At 69.2% G+C, this 19226-nt stretch carries 19 protein-coding genes; 10 read left to right on the forward strand and 9 right to left on the reverse strand.

The features are described 5' to 3' along the window. Nucleotides 1-201: 201 nt before the first annotated feature. Nucleotides 202-1359, forward strand: a complete 1158-nt coding sequence (locus BLW44_RS03110; protein ID WP_060928325.1) for an anhydro-N-acetylmuramic acid kinase — start codon at nucleotides 202-204, stop codon at nucleotides 1357-1359. A gap of 39 nt (nucleotides 1360-1398) precedes the next feature. On the opposite strand, the gene BLW44_RS17940 is transcribed toward BLW44_RS03110, so the two are convergent. The 5 genes from BLW44_RS17940 to BLW44_RS03130 are packed head-to-tail and all read right to left on the reverse strand — an operon-like array spanning nucleotide 1399 to nucleotide 3984. Continuing rightward, the gene (locus tag BLW44_RS17940) at nucleotides 1399-1569 is read right to left on the reverse strand and encodes a hypothetical protein (protein WP_167347494.1); all 171 of its coding nucleotides are present in this window, start codon (nucleotides 1567-1569) and stop codon (nucleotides 1399-1401) included. Then, nucleotides 1566-2135, reverse strand: a complete 570-nt coding sequence (locus BLW44_RS03115; RefSeq protein WP_060928324.1) for a YdeI/OmpD-associated family protein — start codon at nucleotides 2133-2135, stop codon at nucleotides 1566-1568. Before BLW44_RS03115 ends, BLW44_RS17940 begins: the two co-directional genes overlap by 4 nt. Nucleotide 2136: 1 nt before the next feature. After that, complete coding sequence (locus BLW44_RS03120) at nucleotides 2137-2946, reverse strand: HAD-IIA family hydrolase (protein ID WP_060928323.1); 810 nt, start codon at nucleotides 2944-2946, stop codon at nucleotides 2137-2139. A 55-nt stretch (nucleotides 2947-3001) separates the two neighbouring features. After that, a complete protein-coding gene (locus tag BLW44_RS03125) occupies nucleotides 3002-3634 on the reverse strand; it encodes a metal-dependent transcriptional regulator (RefSeq protein WP_060928322.1) in 633 nt (210 codons plus the stop codon). 47 nt (nucleotides 3635-3681) lie between these two features. Further along, nucleotides 3682-3984, reverse strand: a complete 303-nt coding sequence (locus BLW44_RS03130; protein WP_060928321.1) for a hypothetical protein — start codon at nucleotides 3982-3984, stop codon at nucleotides 3682-3684. Nucleotides 3985-4141: 157 nt separating this feature from the next. Here BLW44_RS03130 and BLW44_RS03135 point away from each other — a divergent pair, with 157 nt between their 5' ends. Continuing rightward, nucleotides 4142-6703, forward strand: a complete 2562-nt coding sequence (locus BLW44_RS03135; RefSeq protein ID WP_060928320.1) for a rhamnogalacturonan lyase — start codon at nucleotides 4142-4144, stop codon at nucleotides 6701-6703. Between the two features lie 114 nt (nucleotides 6704-6817). Here BLW44_RS03135 and BLW44_RS03140 read toward each other — a convergent pair whose 3' ends face one another. Then, the gene (locus tag BLW44_RS03140) at nucleotides 6818-8107 is read right to left on the reverse strand and encodes an Nramp family divalent metal transporter (protein WP_060928319.1); all 1290 of its coding nucleotides are present in this window, start codon (nucleotides 8105-8107) and stop codon (nucleotides 6818-6820) included. A gap of 69 nt (nucleotides 8108-8176) precedes the next feature. Between BLW44_RS03140 and BLW44_RS03145 the strand changes: the two genes are divergently transcribed. Both BLW44_RS03145 and BLW44_RS03150 read left to right on the forward strand, forming a co-directional pair. Continuing rightward, nucleotides 8177-8836 carry a TrmH family RNA methyltransferase gene (locus BLW44_RS03145; RefSeq protein ID WP_060928318.1) on the forward strand — a complete coding sequence of 220 codons (660 nt, stop codon included), beginning with the start codon at nucleotides 8177-8179 and terminating at the stop codon, nucleotides 8834-8836. 85 nt (nucleotides 8837-8921) lie between these two features. Next, nucleotides 8922-9389, forward strand: coding sequence for a VOC family protein (locus tag BLW44_RS03150; RefSeq protein WP_139305231.1), 468 nt, complete (start codon nucleotides 8922-8924; stop codon nucleotides 9387-9389). 29 nt (nucleotides 9390-9418) lie between these two features. Here BLW44_RS03150 and BLW44_RS03155 read toward each other — a convergent pair whose 3' ends face one another. Then, nucleotides 9419-10741 carry an MATE family efflux transporter gene (locus BLW44_RS03155; protein ID WP_060928317.1) on the reverse strand — a complete coding sequence of 441 codons (1323 nt, stop codon included), beginning with the start codon at nucleotides 10739-10741 and terminating at the stop codon, nucleotides 9419-9421. Nucleotides 10742-10815: 74 nt separating this feature from the next. Here BLW44_RS03155 and BLW44_RS03160 point away from each other — a divergent pair, with 74 nt between their 5' ends. From BLW44_RS03160 to BLW44_RS03175, 4 genes are all read left to right on the forward strand, one after another. Then, a complete protein-coding gene (locus BLW44_RS03160; protein WP_245647475.1) occupies nucleotides 10816-11376 on the forward strand; it encodes a DnaJ family domain-containing protein in 561 nt (186 codons plus the stop codon). A 49-nt stretch (nucleotides 11377-11425) separates the two neighbouring features. Continuing rightward, entirely contained in the window at nucleotides 11426-13390 is a 1965-nt protein-coding gene (locus BLW44_RS03165) for a M13 family metallopeptidase (protein WP_060928315.1), read from the forward strand. 112 nt (nucleotides 13391-13502) lie between these two features. Then, a complete protein-coding gene (locus BLW44_RS03170; protein ID WP_060928314.1) occupies nucleotides 13503-14426 on the forward strand; it encodes a serine hydrolase in 924 nt (307 codons plus the stop codon). A gap of 14 nt (nucleotides 14427-14440) precedes the next feature. After that, the gene (locus tag BLW44_RS03175) at nucleotides 14441-14836 is read left to right on the forward strand and encodes a hypothetical protein (RefSeq protein WP_060928313.1); all 396 of its coding nucleotides are present in this window, start codon (nucleotides 14441-14443) and stop codon (nucleotides 14834-14836) included. A gap of 6 nt (nucleotides 14837-14842) precedes the next feature. Here BLW44_RS03175 and BLW44_RS03180 read toward each other — a convergent pair whose 3' ends face one another. After that, complete coding sequence (locus BLW44_RS03180; protein WP_060928312.1) at nucleotides 14843-16285, reverse strand: MFS transporter; 1443 nt, start codon at nucleotides 16283-16285, stop codon at nucleotides 14843-14845. Nucleotides 16286-16320: 35 nt separating this feature from the next. Next, nucleotides 16321-17784 (reverse strand): peptide MFS transporter, encoded by a 1464-nt coding sequence (locus tag BLW44_RS03185; RefSeq protein WP_060928311.1) that lies wholly within the window; start codon nucleotides 17782-17784, stop codon nucleotides 16321-16323. 60 nt (nucleotides 17785-17844) lie between these two features. On the opposite strand from BLW44_RS03185, the gene BLW44_RS03190 reads away from it, so the two are divergent. Beyond that, nucleotides 17845-18468, forward strand: a complete 624-nt coding sequence (locus tag BLW44_RS03190) for a hypothetical protein (RefSeq protein ID WP_074731570.1) — start codon at nucleotides 17845-17847, stop codon at nucleotides 18466-18468. Nucleotides 18469-18518: 50 nt separating this feature from the next. Continuing rightward, complete coding sequence (locus BLW44_RS03195; RefSeq protein ID WP_060928326.1) at nucleotides 18519-19217, forward strand: GNAT family N-acetyltransferase; 699 nt, start codon at nucleotides 18519-18521, stop codon at nucleotides 19215-19217. Nucleotides 19218-19226: the final 9 nt, after the last annotated feature.

The following is a 19226-nucleotide window of genomic DNA, read 5'->3' on the forward strand; positions in this document are numbered from 1 at the left end:
TCCCATTCTGCGGGTGGAGGGTGGGGTCTCGCAGAATGCTACGCGCGTGACGGATACAGGACGGAGCGATGGTGAGGATGGCGCCGATGAGTGTGCACGACTCGGTCAGGCTATCGACGGTGCAGGAGAGGTCCTCTCTTCCGTTCGCCTCCCTAACAAAAGCGGCCTACGCTCTTAGCAGGCGACGGAAGGAACACACGCATGCGCGTACTCGGACTGCTCTCGGGCACCTCGCACGACGGCATCGACGTCACGGTCGTGGACTTCGACGAGAGCGACGGCGCGCTGCGCGGCACCGTCCTGCACGAGGACAGCGTGCCGTATGCCCCCGAGCTGCGAGCCCGACTGGTCGCCGCCCTCCCGCCGGCGCCGACGACGCTCGCCGAGGTCTGCGAGCTCGACACCCTGATCGGACAGGCCTTCGCCGAGGTCGCGGCCACGGCCTCCGATGCGGTCGGCGGAGTTGATGCCGTGTGCACGCACGGCCAGACGGTGTTCCACTGGGTCGCTGACGGTCACGCTCTCGGCACCCTGCAGATCGGTCAGCCTGCCTGGATCGCCGAGCGCGTCGGAGCGCCGGTCGTCTCGGACGTGCGCATCCGCGACATCACCGTCGGCGGACATGGCGCCCCGCTCGTGTCGTTCCTCGACGAGCTGCTGCTGCGCGGCCGTGCAGGCGTCTCGGCCGCGGTGAACCTCGGCGGCATCGCCAACATGACCGTCGTCGGTCCTCACGGCTTGACGGCCTACGACATCGGCCCGGCGAACGCGCTGGTCGACGCAGTCGTCGTGGCCGAGGGGCTGGACGCGCGCGGCTACGACGCGGATGCCGTCATCGCCCGCACCGGCACCGTCGACGAGGTGCTGCTCGCCGAGATGCTCGCCGACCCGTATTACACCCAGCCCGCCCCGAAGAGCACGGGCAAGGAGCACTTCCATCTCGACTACGTCCGTGCCCACGTCGACCGGATGCGATCCGGCATCGCGCCGGCGGACCTCGTCCGGACCCTGACCGAGCTCACGGTCCGCACCGTGGCGCAGGACGTCCGGGCCGCCGGCATCCGCTTCCTCGCGGTCTCCGGCGGGGGATGTCACAACCCGCTGATCATGCAGGGTCTCCGCGACGCGCTCCCCGAGGTCGAGGTGGTGCTGGCCGACGAGCTCGGCGCCCCGGTCGACAGCAAGGAGGCGATCCTGTTCGCCCTGATCGGGTGGTGCACGATGAACGGCGTCGCGGCTGTGACGCCGGGCGGGACGGGAGCGCGGGAGCCGCGGATCCTCGGTACGATCACGCCGGGCGCGGGGCCGCTGCGGATGCCGGAGCCCGTGGATCGCGTGCGCAGCCTGACGCTGCGCTGAACCCGGTCGACAGGGCGCTGGCTCCGGAGCGCTCAGCGCTCAGCGCTTGCGGTCGTCGTCGTCCCAGGGGCCTTCCCACCATCCGGTGCGACCGTCGCCTGTGCTCCCGTCGCCGCGGCGACGGGAGCGGAGCAGCTGCACGACGATGACGGTCAGCGTGCTCAGGGTGATCAGGATCAGCACCAGGAACAGCAGGTCGGATTGGTTCACGGGCGCTTCCCCTCCGTGGCATCCGCCACGATCTTGGCGATCCGGGCGGATCGCGTCTCGTCGCGCTTGGCCATCGCGATGTGCGTGAGTCCGAACTTCTTGACCGACTTCGGAAACGAATCCCAGTGCGCTCGGGCGGCGGGCACCGCATCCAGTGCGGCGGTGAGCTCGGGTGGCTCGACTCCGGCCTCCGGGCCGTCCAGCAGTGTCCAGGACCCGTCGGCCTTCGCGGCTTCCAGGACCCGGATGCCGGCGGGAGCGAGCAGCCGGGCCGCATCGAGCTCGACCAGGCGCGCCTTGTTCGTGGCCGCCCAGCCGCTGCCCCGGCGTCGTGGCGAGAACCACTGGCCGACGGTCCGGTCGTCGAACCTGCGAACGGGGCCGTCGATCCAGCCGAAGCACAGCGCCTGCCGGACGGCGTCGTCGTAGCCGACGCCGCCGGCGTCCTTTCCTCGCACGCTCAGCAGCCAGACCCCGGCCGCGCGCTCGTGGTTCGCTTCGAGCCAGGCGCGCCAGAGCGCGGCATCCGCCGCCGTGACCCGTTCGCCCTCGTCGAGTGCGCCCATCTCAGTCTTCGTCGAGCGTGGGGATCGACTGGGTGACGGTCGGCAGGAGGTCGGCGACGGAGTCGACGATCTCATCGGGGCGGAACGGGTACTTCTCCACCTCTGCCTGATCGCTGATGCCCGTCATCACGAGCACGGTGTGCAGCCCCGCCTCGATGCCGGCGATGATGTCGGTGTCCATGCGGTCGCCGATCATGCCGGTCTTCTTCGAGTGCGCGCCGATCTTGTTCAGCGCCGAGCGGAACATCATCGGGTTGGGCTTGCCGACCACGTACGGCTCTTTGCCCGTGGCCTTGGTGATGAGAGCGGCGATCGCCCCGGTGGCCGGCATCACTCCGTCGGACGACGGACCGGTGGCATCCGGATTCGTGACGATGAAGCGCGCGCCCTTGATGATCAGACGGATGGCCTTCGTGATCGCCTCGAACGAGTAGTTGCGGGTCTCGCCGACGACCACGAAGTCGGGGTTCGTCTCGGTCATGATGAACCCGGCCTCGTGCAGCGCCGTGAGGATGCCCGCCTCGCCGATCACGAACGCCGAGCCGCCGGGCAGCTGCTGCGCGAGGAAGTCGGCGGTGGCGAGCGCCGAGGTCCAGATCCGCTCCTCCGGGACGATGAGGCCGCTCGCGCGGAGACGGGCCGAGAGGTCGCGCGCCGTGAAGATCGAGTTGTTCGTCAGGACCAAATACGGGATCTCGTTCTGCTCCCAGCCGGCGAGCAGTTCGGATGCTCCGGGGATGGCGTCGTTCTCATGGACGAGGACGCCGTCCATGTCGGTGAGCCAGCATTCGATGTCGTCGCGGTGTGCCATGTGCACAGCCTATTGGGCCGCCGTTACGGGCAGGTGTCAGGTTCTGACGAGGTTCTCAGGCACTGAGCCAGACGACGTCGGCGGCGCCCGCGGGCAGCTCGGTCTCGGTGCCGTCGAGCGTGATGCCCGACGTCGTGGTCGTCACGACCGCCGCCACGACGACCCCTGCGGCCTCCAGGGCGCGGAGCAGTTCGGGGTCGCGGTCGTCGACGCGCAGGATGCGTCCGACGTGACCGGCCGGGGCATCGGCGAGGAGGACGAAGGGCTCGCGGTCCACGGCGCCGGCGGCGTCGGGGATCGCGTCGCCGTGCGGGTCGAAGCGGGGGCGTCCGAGGCGCTCGTCGATGCCTTCGAGCAGTCGATCGCTGATGGTGTGCTCGAGGACCTCGGCCTCGTCGTGCACCTCGTCCCAGCCGTAGCCGAACTCCTGCACGAGCCAGGTCTCGATCAGACGGTGGCGGCGCACCATGGCGAGCGCTCGCCTCGTGCCCGCATCCGTCAGACGCACCGCGCCGTAGGGGACGTGCGAGACGAGTCCGGCTGCGGCGAGCTTCTTGACCATCTCGGTCACCGACGACGGCGCGATGCCGAGCTTCGCGGCGAGCACCGAAGGGGTGATCGGCGCATCCTGCCATTCGGTGTGCGCGTAGACGGTCTTGAGGTAGTCGTCTGCTGCCGGGGATGCCACCGGTCCAGCCTAGATCAGAGGAGGGTTGTGATCAGAGGGGGCTGTGATCAGGGGTTCGCTACATCGACGAGGATGCCGAAGGCGACCTGCCCCGCGAAGAACACGATGAGGAAGCCGAGCAGTGCCGCGAAGAGCGAGAGGCGGCCGTCGAATCCCTCGATCTCGGCGATGCCGATCCGGCGCGCTCGGAAGGCCAGCACGAGCGTGGCGATGCCCAGCGCGAGCTGCACCCAGGGGCCGCCGACCGGCAGCACGGAGGGGAAGGCGACGAGGAGACCGCCGGCGACGCCGGTCGCGAGCCCGATCCAGGTGAGGATGCGGATGCGACGGGGCGCGGTTTCGGCAGACATTCTCCGAGCCTAATCGCCCGGCCGGTCTCCCGAGACCGGCTGAATCGTGTCAATTCGAGCCAGTTTCCTTGACGCGATCCCTCGCGGAGGGTAGCTTCGACCGGGCACGGGAAAACGCTATCCGAGCGGGCATCATGCCCAGAGATGGATTTCGACGATGAACATCCGACACCACTCGTTCCGCGCCGTCGTGGCGGTCGCCGCGGTCGGCTGCCTCCTGGCGGGAGGCGCGCAGAGCGCAGGAGCGGCCGCGCCGATCGCTCCCGACGCCAGCCGACACGACCACGGCGCGAAGACCCCTCAGCTGGAGGCGCTTGACCGCGGGCTCGTCGCCGTGTCGACCGGCGACGGGGTCTTCCTCAGCTGGCGGCTCCTGGCCACCGAGGCGACCGGCGCCACCGCGACGGGGCTCACCGGGCCCGACTTCGCCGTCTATCGCGATGGCACGAAGATCGCGACCGTGACCGACAGCACGAACCACGCGGATGCCGAGGGCGCCGCCGACTCGGAGTACTCCGTCGTGCCGGTGGTGAACGGCGTCGAGCTGGCCGACTCGGCCTCCGCTCCCGTGACGGCGTGGGCGCAGGGGCACCATGACCTGCCGCTGCGCAAGCCCGCCGACGGCGTCACCCCGAAGGGGGAGTCGTACACGTACTCGGCGAACGACGTCTCCGTGGGCGACGTCGACGGAGACGGGCAGTACGAGTACGTCGTCAAGTGGGATCCGTCGAACTCGAAGGACGTCTCGCAGCGCGGTTACACCGGACCGGTGTACCTCGACACCTACGAACTCGACGGCACGCTGCTGAATCGGCTCGATCTCGGCGTCAACATCCGGGCGGGCGCGCACTACACGCAGTTCCTCGTCTACGACTTCGATGGCGACGGCCGGTCCGAGACGATGCTGAAGACGGCACCAGGCACCAAGTCGGTGCAGTTCGCTGCAGACGGCTCGGTGAAGAAGGAGTCCTACATCACCTTGCCGAAGTCCGATCGCAAGGCCGGCTACTCGAACGACGACGACTACCGTCTCAGCGCCGCCGACTACGAGGAGCACCTCGTCGAGTTGTTCCTCGGATGGAGCGAACGCGACGAGGTCGTCTCCGGACAGTGGCCCGCGACTCTCGAAGAGGCCTGGGGCATGCCGGTCACCCATGACTACCCGCTGAGCAGGGAGAGTGCCGAGGAGCTCGCCGACACGTTCCTCGACGTGTACGCCCCGAGCCGGAGCAGCCGCAACCTGCTGCGCGAGTTCGAGGGCTTCATCATCGACGGGCCCGAGTATCTGACCGTCTTCGACAGCGCGTCGGGCAAGGAGCTGCAGACGATCCCGTACCCGACCGAGCGCGGAGACGACGGCCTGCTGTGGGGCGACTACGCGATGTCCCGCATCGAGCCGGGCAACAGGGTGGACCGCTTCCTCGCCGGTGTCGGATACCTCGACGGGCAGCATCCGTCCGCCGTGTTCGCCCGCGGGTACTACACCCGCACGACGGTCGCCGCCTTCGACTGGGACGGCAAGCGACTGAAGGAGCGCTGGGATGTCGACAGCGGTCACGTCCCTCTGTCGAATCCGTTCAACGACTCCCCGCACGGACGCGACGGCACCGATCGCGAGTTCGGCACGATCACGACGCAGGGCGACCACTCGCTGAGCTTCGCCGACGTGGATGCCGACGGACGACAGGAGCTGGTCTACGGGTCGGCGACGATCGACGATGACGGCGGCCTGCTGTACAGCTCGTTCGACGTGCTGCCTGAGGGCAGCGCCGATCCCGGCGCGACGGTGCGACTCGGTCATGGCGATGCGATGCACGTCACCGACATCGACCCCGCCCGACCAGGGCTCGAGATCTGGACCGCCCATGAGGGTGCGACCAGCGCACCCTACGGATCGGTGATGCGGGATGCCGCGACCGGCGAGTCCCTCTTCGGGGCGTACTCGGGACGCGACACCGGCCGCGCCATGATCGGAGATGTGCGTCCGGACGTGCCGGGGATCGAGGTCTGGTCGAGCATGCCCGGGGGCACCGAGGGCAGCGGCCTGCTGAGCGCCTCCGGTGCGGTGCTGCAGCTGGAGACACCCGGCACGAACATGTCGATCCGCTGGTCGGGCGACCTCACCACGCAGCTCGTGAACGGCAGCGGCACTCAGATGCCGACGATCGACGACTGGACCAGGGGCACGCTGCTCACTGCGACCGGGACCCTCACGAACAACGGCACGAAGGGCAACCCCTCACTCGTCGCCGACGTGCTGGGCGACTGGCGTGAGGAGCTGCTCGTGCGCACGGCCGACTCGATGGCGCTGCGCATCTTCACGACGACCGAGCCGACGACGCATAAGCTCACGACTCTCATGCACGACGTGCAGTACCGGGTCGAGACCGCGCGTCAGCAGACGACGTACAACCAGCCCGCGTACACCTCGTTCTACCTCGCGAGCGATGTCGACTGGTCGACCGTGCCGGTGCTCACGACGCCCACCACGCCCAAGGCGCCGACGTTCACGGACAAGCGCGGCACGTCCCGCGACGAGGTGAAGGTCCCGACCGGGGTGAAGGGCGTCACGTACTACGTGAACGGCGAGAGGGTCGAGGCGCGCAACGGCAAGGTGCGGGTCACAGGCGAGGTGACGGTGATCGCGGTCCCCGACCCCGGCTATCGCCTCGCGGACGGCGTCGCCTCGCAGTGGACCGAGACGCTGCGGAAGCGCTGACGCGGCGCGGTCGCTGACCGAGCGCCGAGAAGCCCCACCTCGAGTCGACTCCTTCCCGTGCCGACTCGGGGTGGTTCTCTGTCCGGCGGCCGACCCGGCGTCGGCGTCGCGCTCTCAGGCTCCGGTCAGCACGAGCCAGAGCAGCGCGCCGTTGAGCGCGATCAGCAGGACCGAGGCGATGATGCCGGCCGCCGTCGTCCATGCACGGTTCACCCACGGGCCGAGGGTACGACGCTGGGCGGTCAGCGCGACGAGCGGGATCAGGGCGAACGGGATGCCGAACGAGAGCACGACCTGGCTGAGCACGAGCGCCAGCGTCGGATCGACGCCGATGCCGAGGATCACGAGCGCAGGGATCAGCGTCACCAGGCGGCGGGCCAGCAGCGGGATGCGGACATGCAGCAGGCCGTGCATGATCTCCGCCCCGGCGTAGGCGCCGACGGAGGTGGAGGCGAGGCCGGAGGCGAGCAGGCCGACGGCGAAGAACGTCGCCACGACGGGGCCGAGACCGGCTGCGAGCGCTGCGTGGGCGCCCTCGAGAGAGTCGGTGCCCTCGACGCCGGCGAGGTTGGCAGCGGCGAGCAGGAGGATGCCGAGGTTCACGGTCCCGGCGATCAGCATCGCGATCGACACGTCCCACCGTGTGGCGGTCAGGAGTCGTCGGATGCGTGAGGTCTCGGTGCGCGCCGCCTCGGTCGCGGCGTGCGTCCCGAGCGACCCGAACCTGTCGCGTGTGAGAGAGGAATGGGCGTAGATGGCATGCGGCATGATCGTCGCGCCGAGGATCGAGGCGGCCAGCAGCACGGAGCCGGTGTCCTCGAAGCGGGGGACGAGGCCCGCGACGACACTGCCGGCATCCGGGGGAGCGACGAAGAGCCCTGCGACGAAGCCGACCGCGATGATCACCATGAGGCCGATGATGACGAACTCGAAGGGGCGTGCGCCCCGGCGGCTCTGCACCGTGAGCAGGATCATCGACACAGCCCCTGTGATCACGCCGCCGAGCAGCAGCGGCACGTCGAACAGGAGGTTGAGGGCGACGGCACCGCCGATCACCTCGGCGAGGTCGGTCGCCATCGCGACGAGTTCGGCCTGCAGCCAGTATGCCCGTCGGGCCCACGGGCGCCTGAGTCGGGTGCCGAGCACCTCGGGCAGGCTCTGCCCTGTGACGACGCCGAGTTTTGCCGAGAGGTACTGGATGAGCCAGGCCATCACGTTCCCGGCGACGACGATCCAGACCAGGAGGTATCCGTACTGGGCGCCGGCGGTCATGTTGCTGGCGACGTTGCCGGGGTCGAGGTACGCGACGCCCGCCACCAATGCAGGACCGAGCAGCCACAGGCTGCGCGACGGCGTGACGCGGACCGCGGGGACGCCCCGGTCGAGCGACGCATTTTTAGGCATGCCGAAATAGTAGCGGATATTTCGGCGCACCTAAATATCTGTATCGGGGGTGGCGGATAGCCTGACGGGATGGATGAGCAGACACCCCCGGACGAGCGACGGTCAGACCAGGCGTCCGCGCAGCCGGGGTACGGGGTGGGTCCATGGCCCGGGGGACCCTCCGCGTGGCCGGACGGCGCGCAGTACGACCCTGAGCTGCTCGCGGTCGGCGACACCCGCAACGTGATCGACCGGTACCGCTACTGGCGGATGGAGGCGATCGTCGCGGACCTCGACACCCGACGGCATCCGTTCCACGTCGCGATCGAGAACTGGCAGCACGACATGAACATCGGCTCGATCGTGCGCAGCGCCAACGCCTTCCTGGCCGACACCGTGCACATCATCGGGCGTCGACGGTGGAACAAACGCGGCGCCATGGTCACCGACCGGTATCAGCACGTCGTGCACCATGAAGACGTGGAGAGCTTCGCCGCGTGGGCTGCCGGCGCCGGTGTGCCGATCATCGCCGTCGACAACGTCGACGGCGCCGTGCCCGTCGACCGCGCCGACCTGCCGCAGCGCTGCGTGCTGCTGTTCGGGCAGGAGGGCCCCGGCCTCTCCGAGGCGGCGCTCGCCGCGGCATCCGCCCATATCGAGATCACCCAGTACGGATCGACACGATCGATCAATGCGAGTGCGGCCGCCGCCGTGATCATGTACGAGTGGTGCCGGCGGCACGCGGGCTGAGAGGCTCTCCGCTCACGACTCCCCGCCATCCCTCGACACGGTGGGGCAGCAGGCGTAGCGTGAGTGCCGATCCGAGGAGGCCGTCATGGCAGACATCCGTTCCATCCGCCCGTTCCTGTGGTTCGACGGTCGGGCGCAGGAGGCGATGGAGTACTACGTCTCGGTGTTCCCGAACTCGTCGATCGATCAGGTTGTGCTCTACCCGGACGAGTCCCTCGATCGTCATTTCGAGGGGATGACCGGCAAGGTGCTCACCGGTGAGTTCACGCTGAACGGCACGCCCTTCGGATGCCTCGACGGCGGGCCGCAGTTCACGTTCAACGAGTCGATCTCGTTCGTGATCGGGTGCGACGACCAGGCGGAGATCGACCACTATTGGGCTGCTCTGTCCGCTGTTCCGGATGCGGAGGCCTGCGGCTGGTGCAAGGACCGTTTCGGTGTGAGCTGGCAGGTCGTACCTGCGGGGTTCGATCTGCTCCAGCAGCGTCCGGAGCAGATCCAGGCGCTCATGCACATGAAGAAGATCGTGATCGCCGAGCTCGAGAACGCCTGACTCTCAGCGGCCCGCCTCACCCGTCGGGCTCACGCGACGCCCGCGGTCACCCAGCGACCGCTTCGCACTCGCCAGCCGAGCGTGCCGAGCCGCGCGAGCAGGTAGACACCGAAGAAGGCGACCGCGAGCCAGACGAGCCCCGGGGCGTCGTCCACTCCCGTCGCCGCGATGATCCAGAGCGCCGGGAGGAAGGGCAGCAGATTCAGCCCGCCGGCGAGCGCCAGGTAGCGCGCATCGTTCGCCCCCATCAGCACGCCGTCGAGCACGAACACGACCCCGGCGATCGGCTGCGCCACCGCGAGCACGAGGAGAGCGGGCTGGACGAGCGCCGCGATCGTCGCGTCGCCGGTGAACACGATGCCGAGCACACCCGAGAGAGCCGCGATGAGCGCGCCGACGACCACGCCGAACCACGCGCCCCATGCCACAGTACGGCGGAGCACCCGGTGCACCTGGCGTTCGTCGCCGGCGCCGAGCTCCTTGCCGATCAACGCCTGAGCGGCGATCGCGAGGGCGTCGAGCGCGAAGGCCGCAGCGGAGAAGATCGTGAAGACGATCTGCCACCCGGCGAGCTCGTCCGTGCCGATGCCGGTGGCGACCGCGACCGTCGCGAGCAGGGCAGCCCGCAGGCTCACGGTGCGCAGGAACAGCCAGCCGCCGGAGCGGGCGGTGCTGCCCATGCCCTCTCGTCGCACCCGCAGGGAGGCGTCGTGCGTCGCGGCGAGGCGGCGGATCACGAGCACGTACGCGCCGACCATGCCCCACTGGGCGACGACCGTGCCGGCGGCGGAGCCGGCGATGCCCCAGCCGAGCCCGTAGATGAAGAGCACGTTCAGGAGCGCATTCGCGCCGAAGCCCAGACCGGCGATCCACAGCGGTGTCATCGTGTCCTGCATCCCGCGCAGGAGTCCGGTCGCGGCGAACACGATCAGCATCGCGGGCAGGCCCCACATCGAGACGACCAGGTAGGCGTTGGCCTCGGATGCCACGGCATCGCCGGCGCCGAACAGCGAGACGAGCCAGGGCGAGGAGGCGGCGCCGGCCGCGGCGAGCACCGCGCCGATCGCCAGGGCGAGCCACATGCCGTTGATGCCCACCGAGACCGCGGCGCCGGGGCGTCCGGCGCCGAAGAGCCTGGCCACGGCCGGGGTCGTCGAGTAGGCGAGGAAGACCATCAGCCCGACGATCGTCTGCAGCACGGCGCCCGCGATGCCCAGTCCGGCGAGCGAGGTGGTGCCGAGGTGCCCGACCAGGGCCGCGTCGACGATCAGGAACGCGGGCTCGGCGATCAGCGCCCCGAGGGCGGGGACGGCCAGGCGCAGGATCTCGCGGTTGAGGGTGCGCTCGGTCATCCTCCGAGCCTATGGGCTGGTGACGCGAGGCGGTCGTACCCTGGAAGGGAACCCGGATGCGACGGAGGTGCATCATGACGGATCCCCGAGAGGCCGCTGCGAGGTATCGCGCGCGGCAGCGGAGCAGGAGCGCGGGTGAGGAGGATGCCGAGGAGAAGGCCGAGCCCGGCATCGCGGCGGCCACCGACCGTGCGGCCTTCATCGAGACGGCGATCCAGGTCGCCATCCGCCGCGGAGATTTCGACGACCTGCCCGGGGCGGGCAAGCCTCTTGAGGGGCTCGGCACCCATCACGATCCCGATTGGTGGATCCGCCGCAAGATCGAGCAGGAGAACCTGACCGGCCTCGGTCCGCCCGCGATCCTGCTGCGCACCGAGGACCGGGAGCTCGACGACCAGCTCGATCTGCTCGGCCGCGAATCCGACGTGCGCGACGTGCTGGAGGACTTCAACCGTCGGGTGAAGGAGGCGCGCCGTCAGCTGCAGGGCGGTCCACCCGTGGTCACCTCTCCGCGCGACATCGACGCGGAGGTCGCGGCGTGGGCGGAGCGCAGGGCGGCGCGGTTCGCCGCACGCGCACCGGAGGAGCCGGAACGGCCGCGGCGCCGTCGGCTCGGCCTGCGCCGCCGGGCCTGAGTCGGGCACGATCCCTGCCCGATGTCGGAGGGGCGCATAGGCTGTTGGCATGACCGACGTGCTCCTCTCTGGCCTTGAGACCTCCGAGTTCAGCTCCGACATCCGCCCGCAGGACGACCTGTATCGCCACGTCAACGGCGCCTGGCTCGCGCGCACCGAGATCCCCGGCGACAAGGCGCGGTGGGGGTCGTTCCACCTTCTCGCGGAGCAGGCCGAGAAGGACGTCCGCGCGATCATCGAGGAATCGCAGGATGCCGAGCCCGGCACCCTCGCCCGCAAGATCGGCGATCTGTCCGCGAGCTTCATGGACACCGATCGCATCGCGGCGGCCGGCGTCAGCCCGCTCGCGGAGACGCTCGCCGAGATCGAGGCGATCGACAGCATCCCCTCGTTCCTGCGCACCGTCGGCGCTTACGACCGTGACGGACGCGCGCACCTGATCGGGTTCTACGTCGACGGCGACCCGGGCAATCCGGAGCGGTACGTCCCCGTCGTCGTGCAGTCGGGCCTGTCGCTGCCCGACGAGAGCTACTTCCGCCTCGACACCTTCGCCGACACGCGCGCCGCGTACCGTGCGCACCTCGAGCGTCTCCTCGCCCTCGCCGGCATCGCGGATGCCGCAGCGACCGCAGAGCGCTCGATCGCGCTGGAGACCGAGCTCGCCGGACACCACTGGGACAACGTGCGCAGCCGCGATGCGGTCGCGACTTACAACCTCAAGACGTGGGCCGAGATCCAGGAGCTCGCAGGCATCGACCTCGAGCCGTGGCGTGACGCCGTCGCGCCCGCCCACTCTGAGGCATTCGCCGAGGTCGTCGTCTCGCAGCCGAGCTTCCTCGAAGGCCTCGGCTCCCTCCTCGTCGCCGAGCGGCTCGACGACTGGAAGGCCTGGCTGCGCGCTCAGGTCGTGCATGCGGCCGCTCCGTATCTGACCGACGACTTCGTGCAGGAGAACTTCTCGTTCTACGGCACCGAGCTCACCGGCGTTCCCACCATCCGCGAGCGCTGGAAGCGCGGCGTCTCCGTCACCGAGGGGGCACTGAGCGAGGCCATCGGCAAGATCTATGTCGAGCGCCACTACCCGCCGACGGCGAAGGCGGCGATGGACGAGCTCGTCGACAATCTCATCGAGGCCTACCGGCAGAGCATCACCGACCTCGAATGGATGACGGCCGAGACGCGCGAGCGCGCCCTCGCGAAGCTCGACTCATTCACCCCCAAGATCGGCCACCCCGCCGTCTGGCGCGACTACTCGAGCCTCGAGATCGACCGATCGGACCTGTTCGGAAACGTGCGCCGTGCGGCGATCTTCGAGCACGACCGCAACGTGGCGAAGGTCGGCAACCCGATCGACCGCGACGAGTGGCACATGCCCCCGCAGATGGTCAACGCGTACTACAACCCGTCGATGAACGAGATCGTGTTCCCTGCGGCCATCCTGCAGTACCCGTTCTTCGACGTGGCACGCGACGCCGCGGCCAACTACGGCGGCATCGGCGCGGTCATCGGCCATGAGATCGGTCACGGCTTCGACGACCAGGGCAGCCGGTACGACGGCGACGGCAAGCTCGAGGACTGGTGGACGGATGCCGATCGCACGGCGTTCGAGGAGCGCACCAAGGCGCTCATCGCGCAGTACGACGAGCTGGTGCCCGAAGGGCTCGACGCCGGACACCATGTCAACGGCGCTCTGACGATCGGCGAGAACATCGGGGACCTCGGTGGACTCGGCATCGCCCTCAAGGCGTACGAGCTCTCGCTCGGTGGCGCCGAGGCTCCCGTCATCGACGGCTACACCGGAGTGCAGCGCCTGCTGCTGTCCTGGGCGCAGGTGTGGCAGCAGAAGAGCCGGGATGCCGAGACCCTGCGACTGCTCACGATCGACCCGCACTCGCCGAACGAGTTCCGCTGCAATCAGATCGTCCGCAACATCGACGCGTTCTACGAGGCCTTCGACGTGGCGGAATCCGACGCGCTGTGGCTGCCGCAGGACGCGCGCGTGACGATCTGGTGACCAAACTCCGCAGTATGTAGGGCATCCTCACCTGCGAGGGTTACGATATCCGTGCTGCGGGGGACGGACCCCGCAGCATCCCGCCAATCCAACCCCCCTTTAAGGATCACGCGTGGGTGCTTCGGAGCCTGTCGATGGGCCGTCACTGGCCTCGCTGCGCCGGTCTCAGCGGACCAGCCGGCGCTTGCCGCGCCGCGCTGCCGCCGGGCGCCGGTCGTTCACCTCGACGCTGCGGGCGCTCGAGGAGCTGGCGGATGCCGGGGCTCAGGTGTCGGTGCACGTCGTCGACCTCGACAACCATGTGCACGTCCTCGCGGGCGACGACCACGTCACGATGCCCGTCGCCGGCCTGGGTGTCGTCCCGCTGCTGATCGAGGTCGCCGCCGCCTTCGAGACCGGCGCCCTCGATCCGCTTGAGATCGTCGATCGGGCCGCGGTCGAGTCCGTGTCGACGTCGGGGTTGTGGCGCCATCTGCATGCACCAGCTCTTCCGCTCGAGGACCTCGCGGTGCTCGCGGCGACGGCCGGCGATCCGATCGCGGTGAACGCCCTGCTCCAGCGCGTCGGGCACGACCGCGTACGGGAGCGGATCGAATCGCTGGGGCTGCGTCGCACCGCGCTCCTGGATCGGTTCCGCGACGAGCGAGGACCGGACGATGCGCCGCAGGTGGCCGTCGGATCGGCGCGCGAGCTCGCCGGCCTGTTCTCGGCGCTGGTGAACTCGCAGGTCGTCGGCGCCTCGGTGAGCGCTCAGGTGTCGGAATGGCTGAGCCTGAACCAGGACCTGAGCCTCGTCGCGGCGTCGACGGGCCTCGATCCGTTCTCGCACGACCACGATGCCCATGGCCTCCTCTTCATCAACAAGACCGGTCGCGACCGGGGCGTGCGTGCCGAGGCCGGCGTCCTCGCCGGACCCCGCGCCGGCGTCGCCTACTCGCTGATCGTGTGCTTCGACGACCTGTCGATCACGCACCGCCTGCGCGCGCATGACGCCTTCCGCGTGCTCGGTGTCGAACTCATGGAGTACACGCACTGATCTAGCATCGAGGCATGCCGCGAACCGACTGGACTCCCCATCGCCGCGACGACGGCGAGCTGCTCGGATGGATCCACCCCGACGGCGACGCCTGGGTCGCGGTCGACGTGCTCGGCCGTCGAGCGTCGGACGCCGTCGACTGGCTGGATGCCGAGGCGGCGCTGGAGGAGCACGGGATCGGCTGGCTCGCCGACCCCTGGATGCTGGAGGGCGAGAGCGACCGCGCGCTGCGCGTCCGCATCCTCGAGGTGACGCCGGATGAGGAGGGGGTGCCGGGACGCATCCTGGTGAAGGTCGACGACTTCGGCGATGTCACCCGACCGCAGACGCAACAGTTCTCTCTGCCCTGGCCGATCCCCGACCGCCTGCGCGCGCCGTCGCAGGGCGACCCCGACCCGCGCGTGTTCTGATCCCGCTCAGCCGGGCAGTGAGGGGTGCTGCTCTGCAGAGCGCTGGCGAGGGATGAACAGCGACAGCACGAGGGCGACGATGCCCGCCGCGATCGCCAGCCAGAAGCACAGGTCGAACGCCGCCCGCGACGGCACGGCGACCCCGTCGACGTCGATGCTCATGGCGGCGAGCACTCCTCCCATCACGGCGGAGGCGCTCGAGGTGCCCACCGATCGGAAGAGCGCGTTGAGGCCGTTGGAGGCGCCGGTCTCGTTCGCCGGGACCGAGCGCATGATGATCATCGGCATCGCGGCGAAGGTGAATCCGATGCCGACGCCGATCAGCAGGTTGCCGACCAGGATGTGCCAGACCTCGCTCGACCACAGCAGCACGAAGACGTAGGCGAGCACGATCGCCGCCGCGCCGACGGTGAACAGCGGGCGGGGGCCGACGGTGCGCTCCAGCCATCCCGACAGCGGCGAGATCACCATCATCACGAGGCCCGCCGGCATGATCACGAGCGAGGCGGCGACCATGTCGAGGCCGAACCCGGAGCCTGCGGCGACCGGCATCTCGAGCAGCTGGGGGAAGGTCACGTTCGACGCGAACAGCGCGAATCCCATGCCGATCGCGGCGATGTTCGTGAACAGCACCGCGGGGCGGGCGGCGACGCGCAGGTCGAGCAGGGGATCCTTCGTGCGCAGCTGGTACCAGCCCCAGACGAGGAGCACTCCGACGCCGCCGATGATGCAGGTCAGGGTCAGCGGTGCGGTCCAGCCCCATTCGGCTCCACGCGAGACGAACAGAAGGATGCCGGTGAGGCCGATCGCGAGGCCGATGGCGCCGATCACGTCCAGGCGCCCGGGGAAGCGCAGCACGTCTTCCGGGATCACGAGCAGCACCAGCGCGAGTCCGACGCCTCCGAGTGCGGCGGCGAGCCAGAAGAGCCAGTGCCAGTCGGCGTTCTCGGCGAGCAGCGCCGCGACGGGCATCCCGACCGCACCGCCCACGCCCATCGTCGCGCTCATCAGGGCCACGGCGGTGCCGAGTCGTTCGGGCGGGAGGACGTCGCGCATGATCGCGATGCCGAGCGGGACCACGCCCGTCACCGCGCCCTGCAGGGCCCGCCCGATGATGACTCCGACGATCGAGCCGGAGAGCGCCGCGATCAGCGATCCGACGATCAGCAGGGCGAGCAGCACGATCACCACGCGGCGCTTGCCGTACATGTCGCCGAGCCGGCCCGAGATCGGGGTGGCGACGGCGGCGACGAGCAGCGTGATCGTGACGACCCAGGTGGTGTCCTCGCGCGAGGCGTTCAGCAGTCGGGGCAGCTCGGCCTGCAACGGCACCACGAGCGTGAACATGAACGACGAGCAGAGGCCGGCGAAGGCCAGCACCGCGACGATCGCCCACTTCGGCGATGTCCGGGAGAGCCGTCGGCGTGCGCGATCCTCGTTCTCTCCCATCCCTCCAGGCTATCGGCGCCCGCGACTCCCGAGGGTCAGCTCACACCCTTCATGAGTCGGAGGACGGGCTTGACCGAGAACAGCAGCCCTGCGCCGACCAGGATCGCGATGCCGCCGAGGATCGAGAAGTACGGCACCTCGTTCGTCGGGTCGTAGAACTGCACCAGCCAGCCGGAGATGGCCGTGCCGAGTGCGATCGAGAGGAAGAACAGCGCGACCATCTGGGTGTGGAACGCCTTCGGGGCGAGCTTCGTGGTGACCGACAGCCCGACAGGTGAGATGAGCAGCTCGGCGATCGTGAAGACCAGGAGGATGCCGACGATCGCGAGGAGCGGCGTCGAGTTCGCGCCGCCGCCTGCGAACGGCAGGAACAGCAGGAAGGCGGCGCCCATGACGATCGCACCGAGGGCGAACTTCACGGGTGTCGACGGCTGCTGCGTGCCGAGGCGGGTCCACACGGCCGCGAAGACGCCGGACAGGATGATGATGAACACCGGGTTGATCGACTGCACCCAGGGGACGGGCATCTCGAAGCCGAGGATGTTCCGATCCAGGCGCTCGGAGGAGTACAGGGTGAGGACGGTGAACTGCTGCTGGTAGAGCGACCAGAAGGCGACGCTCGTGATGAACAGCGGCAGGAATCCCCACACGCGCGAGCGCTCGGTGGCGTCGATGCGGCGGCTGCTCAGGATCACCGCGAAGTAGGCGATGGTGGCGGCGACCGTTCCGAGGATGACGATCGTCGACAGGTTGCCGGCCTGGATGACGCCGACGAGCACGAGCACGGCGATCAGAGCGATCGCGGCCACGGCGATGATCGCCACCAGCGGATAGCGGCGTGCGGGCAGCGGGTTCGGGACGCGGCGGGCTTCGTCCGGCAGTGCCTTGCGCCCGAACGAGTACTGCACGAGTCCGAGCGTCATTCCGATCGCTGCCAGCCCGAATCCGTAGTGGAAGCCCAGCGAGGACTGCAGGATGCCGGTGAGGATCGGACCCATGAACGCGCCGAGGTTGATCCCGAGGTAGAACAGGGAGAACCCGGCATCCCGGCGGGAGTCGTCCGCGCTGTAGAGGGTGCCGACGACCGACGTCGCGTTGGCCTTGAGGCCGCCCGAGCCGAGTGCGACGAGCACGAGTCCGACCCCGACACCCACGAAGCCGGGCAGCAGAGCGAGGGCGACGTGCCCGGCGACGATGACGATTGCGCTGAGGAACAGCACCCGTTCGGAGCCGACCATCCGGTCGGCGACCCATGCGCCGAGGATCGTGGAGAGGTACACCGATCCGCCATACGCGCCGACGATCCCGCCCGCCACAGCCTCCGGAAGCCCGAGGCCGCCCTCGGTGGCCGAGTAGTAGAGGTACAGGAGCAGGATGCCCTGCATGCCGTAGAAGCTGAACCGCTCCCACATCTCGACGCCGAAGACGTGGACGAGAGCCCAGGGCTGGCCGAAGAACCGGGTGTCCGCTGTCGTGGCGGATGTCTCGCTGGATGCCATCCCTCCACGGTACGCCCCGTCGTCGCAGGCTTCAGACCGTGTTCGTGCTTCCATGGGGGCATGAACGCGGACTTCGATCAGCACCCGGCCGACACGCCCTTCCACCGCCGACTCGTCTACGGCGAGCGTCCGGACGGGTCGTGGATGACCCGCGGACCCGCGAACGCGTTCGAGTCGGTGGTCATGCGACCGCTCGATCCGATGCTCGTCCCCGAGAGGCCGAGACAGGGAGAACTCGATCCGCAGGAGTGCGGCCACTGCGCGCCCGATCCGCACACCATCTGGCGCGACGACGTGTGGCAGGTACGTGGAGGATGGGAGCCGGGAGGTCTTCCGTTCATCGGAGCGATCTCCCCGCGCGCGCACTGGCTGCTCGAGGACGCTCCGGTCGCCGTGCTCGCAGGTCTCGGCCCGCTGATGCAGCGGATCTCCGAGGCGGTCAAGAGCATCCCTGGTGTGGCGCGCTGTCATTTCAGCCGCTTCAACGACGGATCCGCGCATCTGCATCTGTGGGCGTTCGCGCGGCCGGCGGGGATGATGCAGGGGCGTGGGTCCGTGCTCCCGTACTGGGACGGAATGCTGCCCGAGATGCCCGCCGACATGACGGAGGAGTTCTTCGAGATCGTCGCCACGTCCCTCGCCTCGGGAGGGGGCACGGCCTTCCCCGAGCGCGAGCAGGCGTGAGCGCCGTGTTCGATTCCGCATTCCGCGGCGAGAGGGGCAGACTGGGGATCGTGCGAACCATCCGTGATCTCGACACCGTTGAACTCATCATCGATGCGCAGGGCCTGCTGGATTCGATCCGCGGCCCCGAGCGCGTGATCGACGCCGGCACGCTCAGGGCGCTGCAGCAGTCAGGCAATTACGTCGTCGGCCTGTTCGACGCCGATGATGCCGAAGGCGGCGAGGAGCGCATGGTCGGTGCCTCGATCGCCTTCTTCGGAGCGCCGGGTCGCCGGGCGATGCACTCGCACATCACGGCGCTGCTGCCGGAGTACCGTGGTCGCGGCTGGGGCAGGGAGCTCAAGGAGCACCAGCGTCAGTGGGCGTTCTCCAACGACGTCGGACGCATCACCTGGACGTTCGACCCCCTCGTCGCGCGCAACGCGCACTTCTTCCTCACGGTGCTCGGCGCCAGGGCGACCGGCTACTCGGTGAATCGCTACGGCATCTTCGGCGGCGGGGATGCGGGCGACGAGAGCGACAGGCTCGACGTCGAGTGGGCGCTCGCCGACATCGCGAAGCCCCCGGCATCCGATGCCGTCGTGGAGACGCTGCAGATCCCCTCCGACATCGAGACGATGCGCGTCGAGGACCCCGAGGCCGCTCATGAGTGGCGCACGCGGCTGCGTGCCCAGATGGAGGGGCTGCTCGGCAGTGGGCTGACGCTCTCCGGATTCGACGTCGAGCAGGGGTATCTCTTCACGGCGTGAGAGGGCCAC

This window comes from Microbacterium hydrocarbonoxydans, from assembly GCF_900105205.1.
GTDB lineage: Bacteria > Actinomycetota > Actinomycetes > Actinomycetales > Microbacteriaceae > Microbacterium > Microbacterium hydrocarbonoxydans.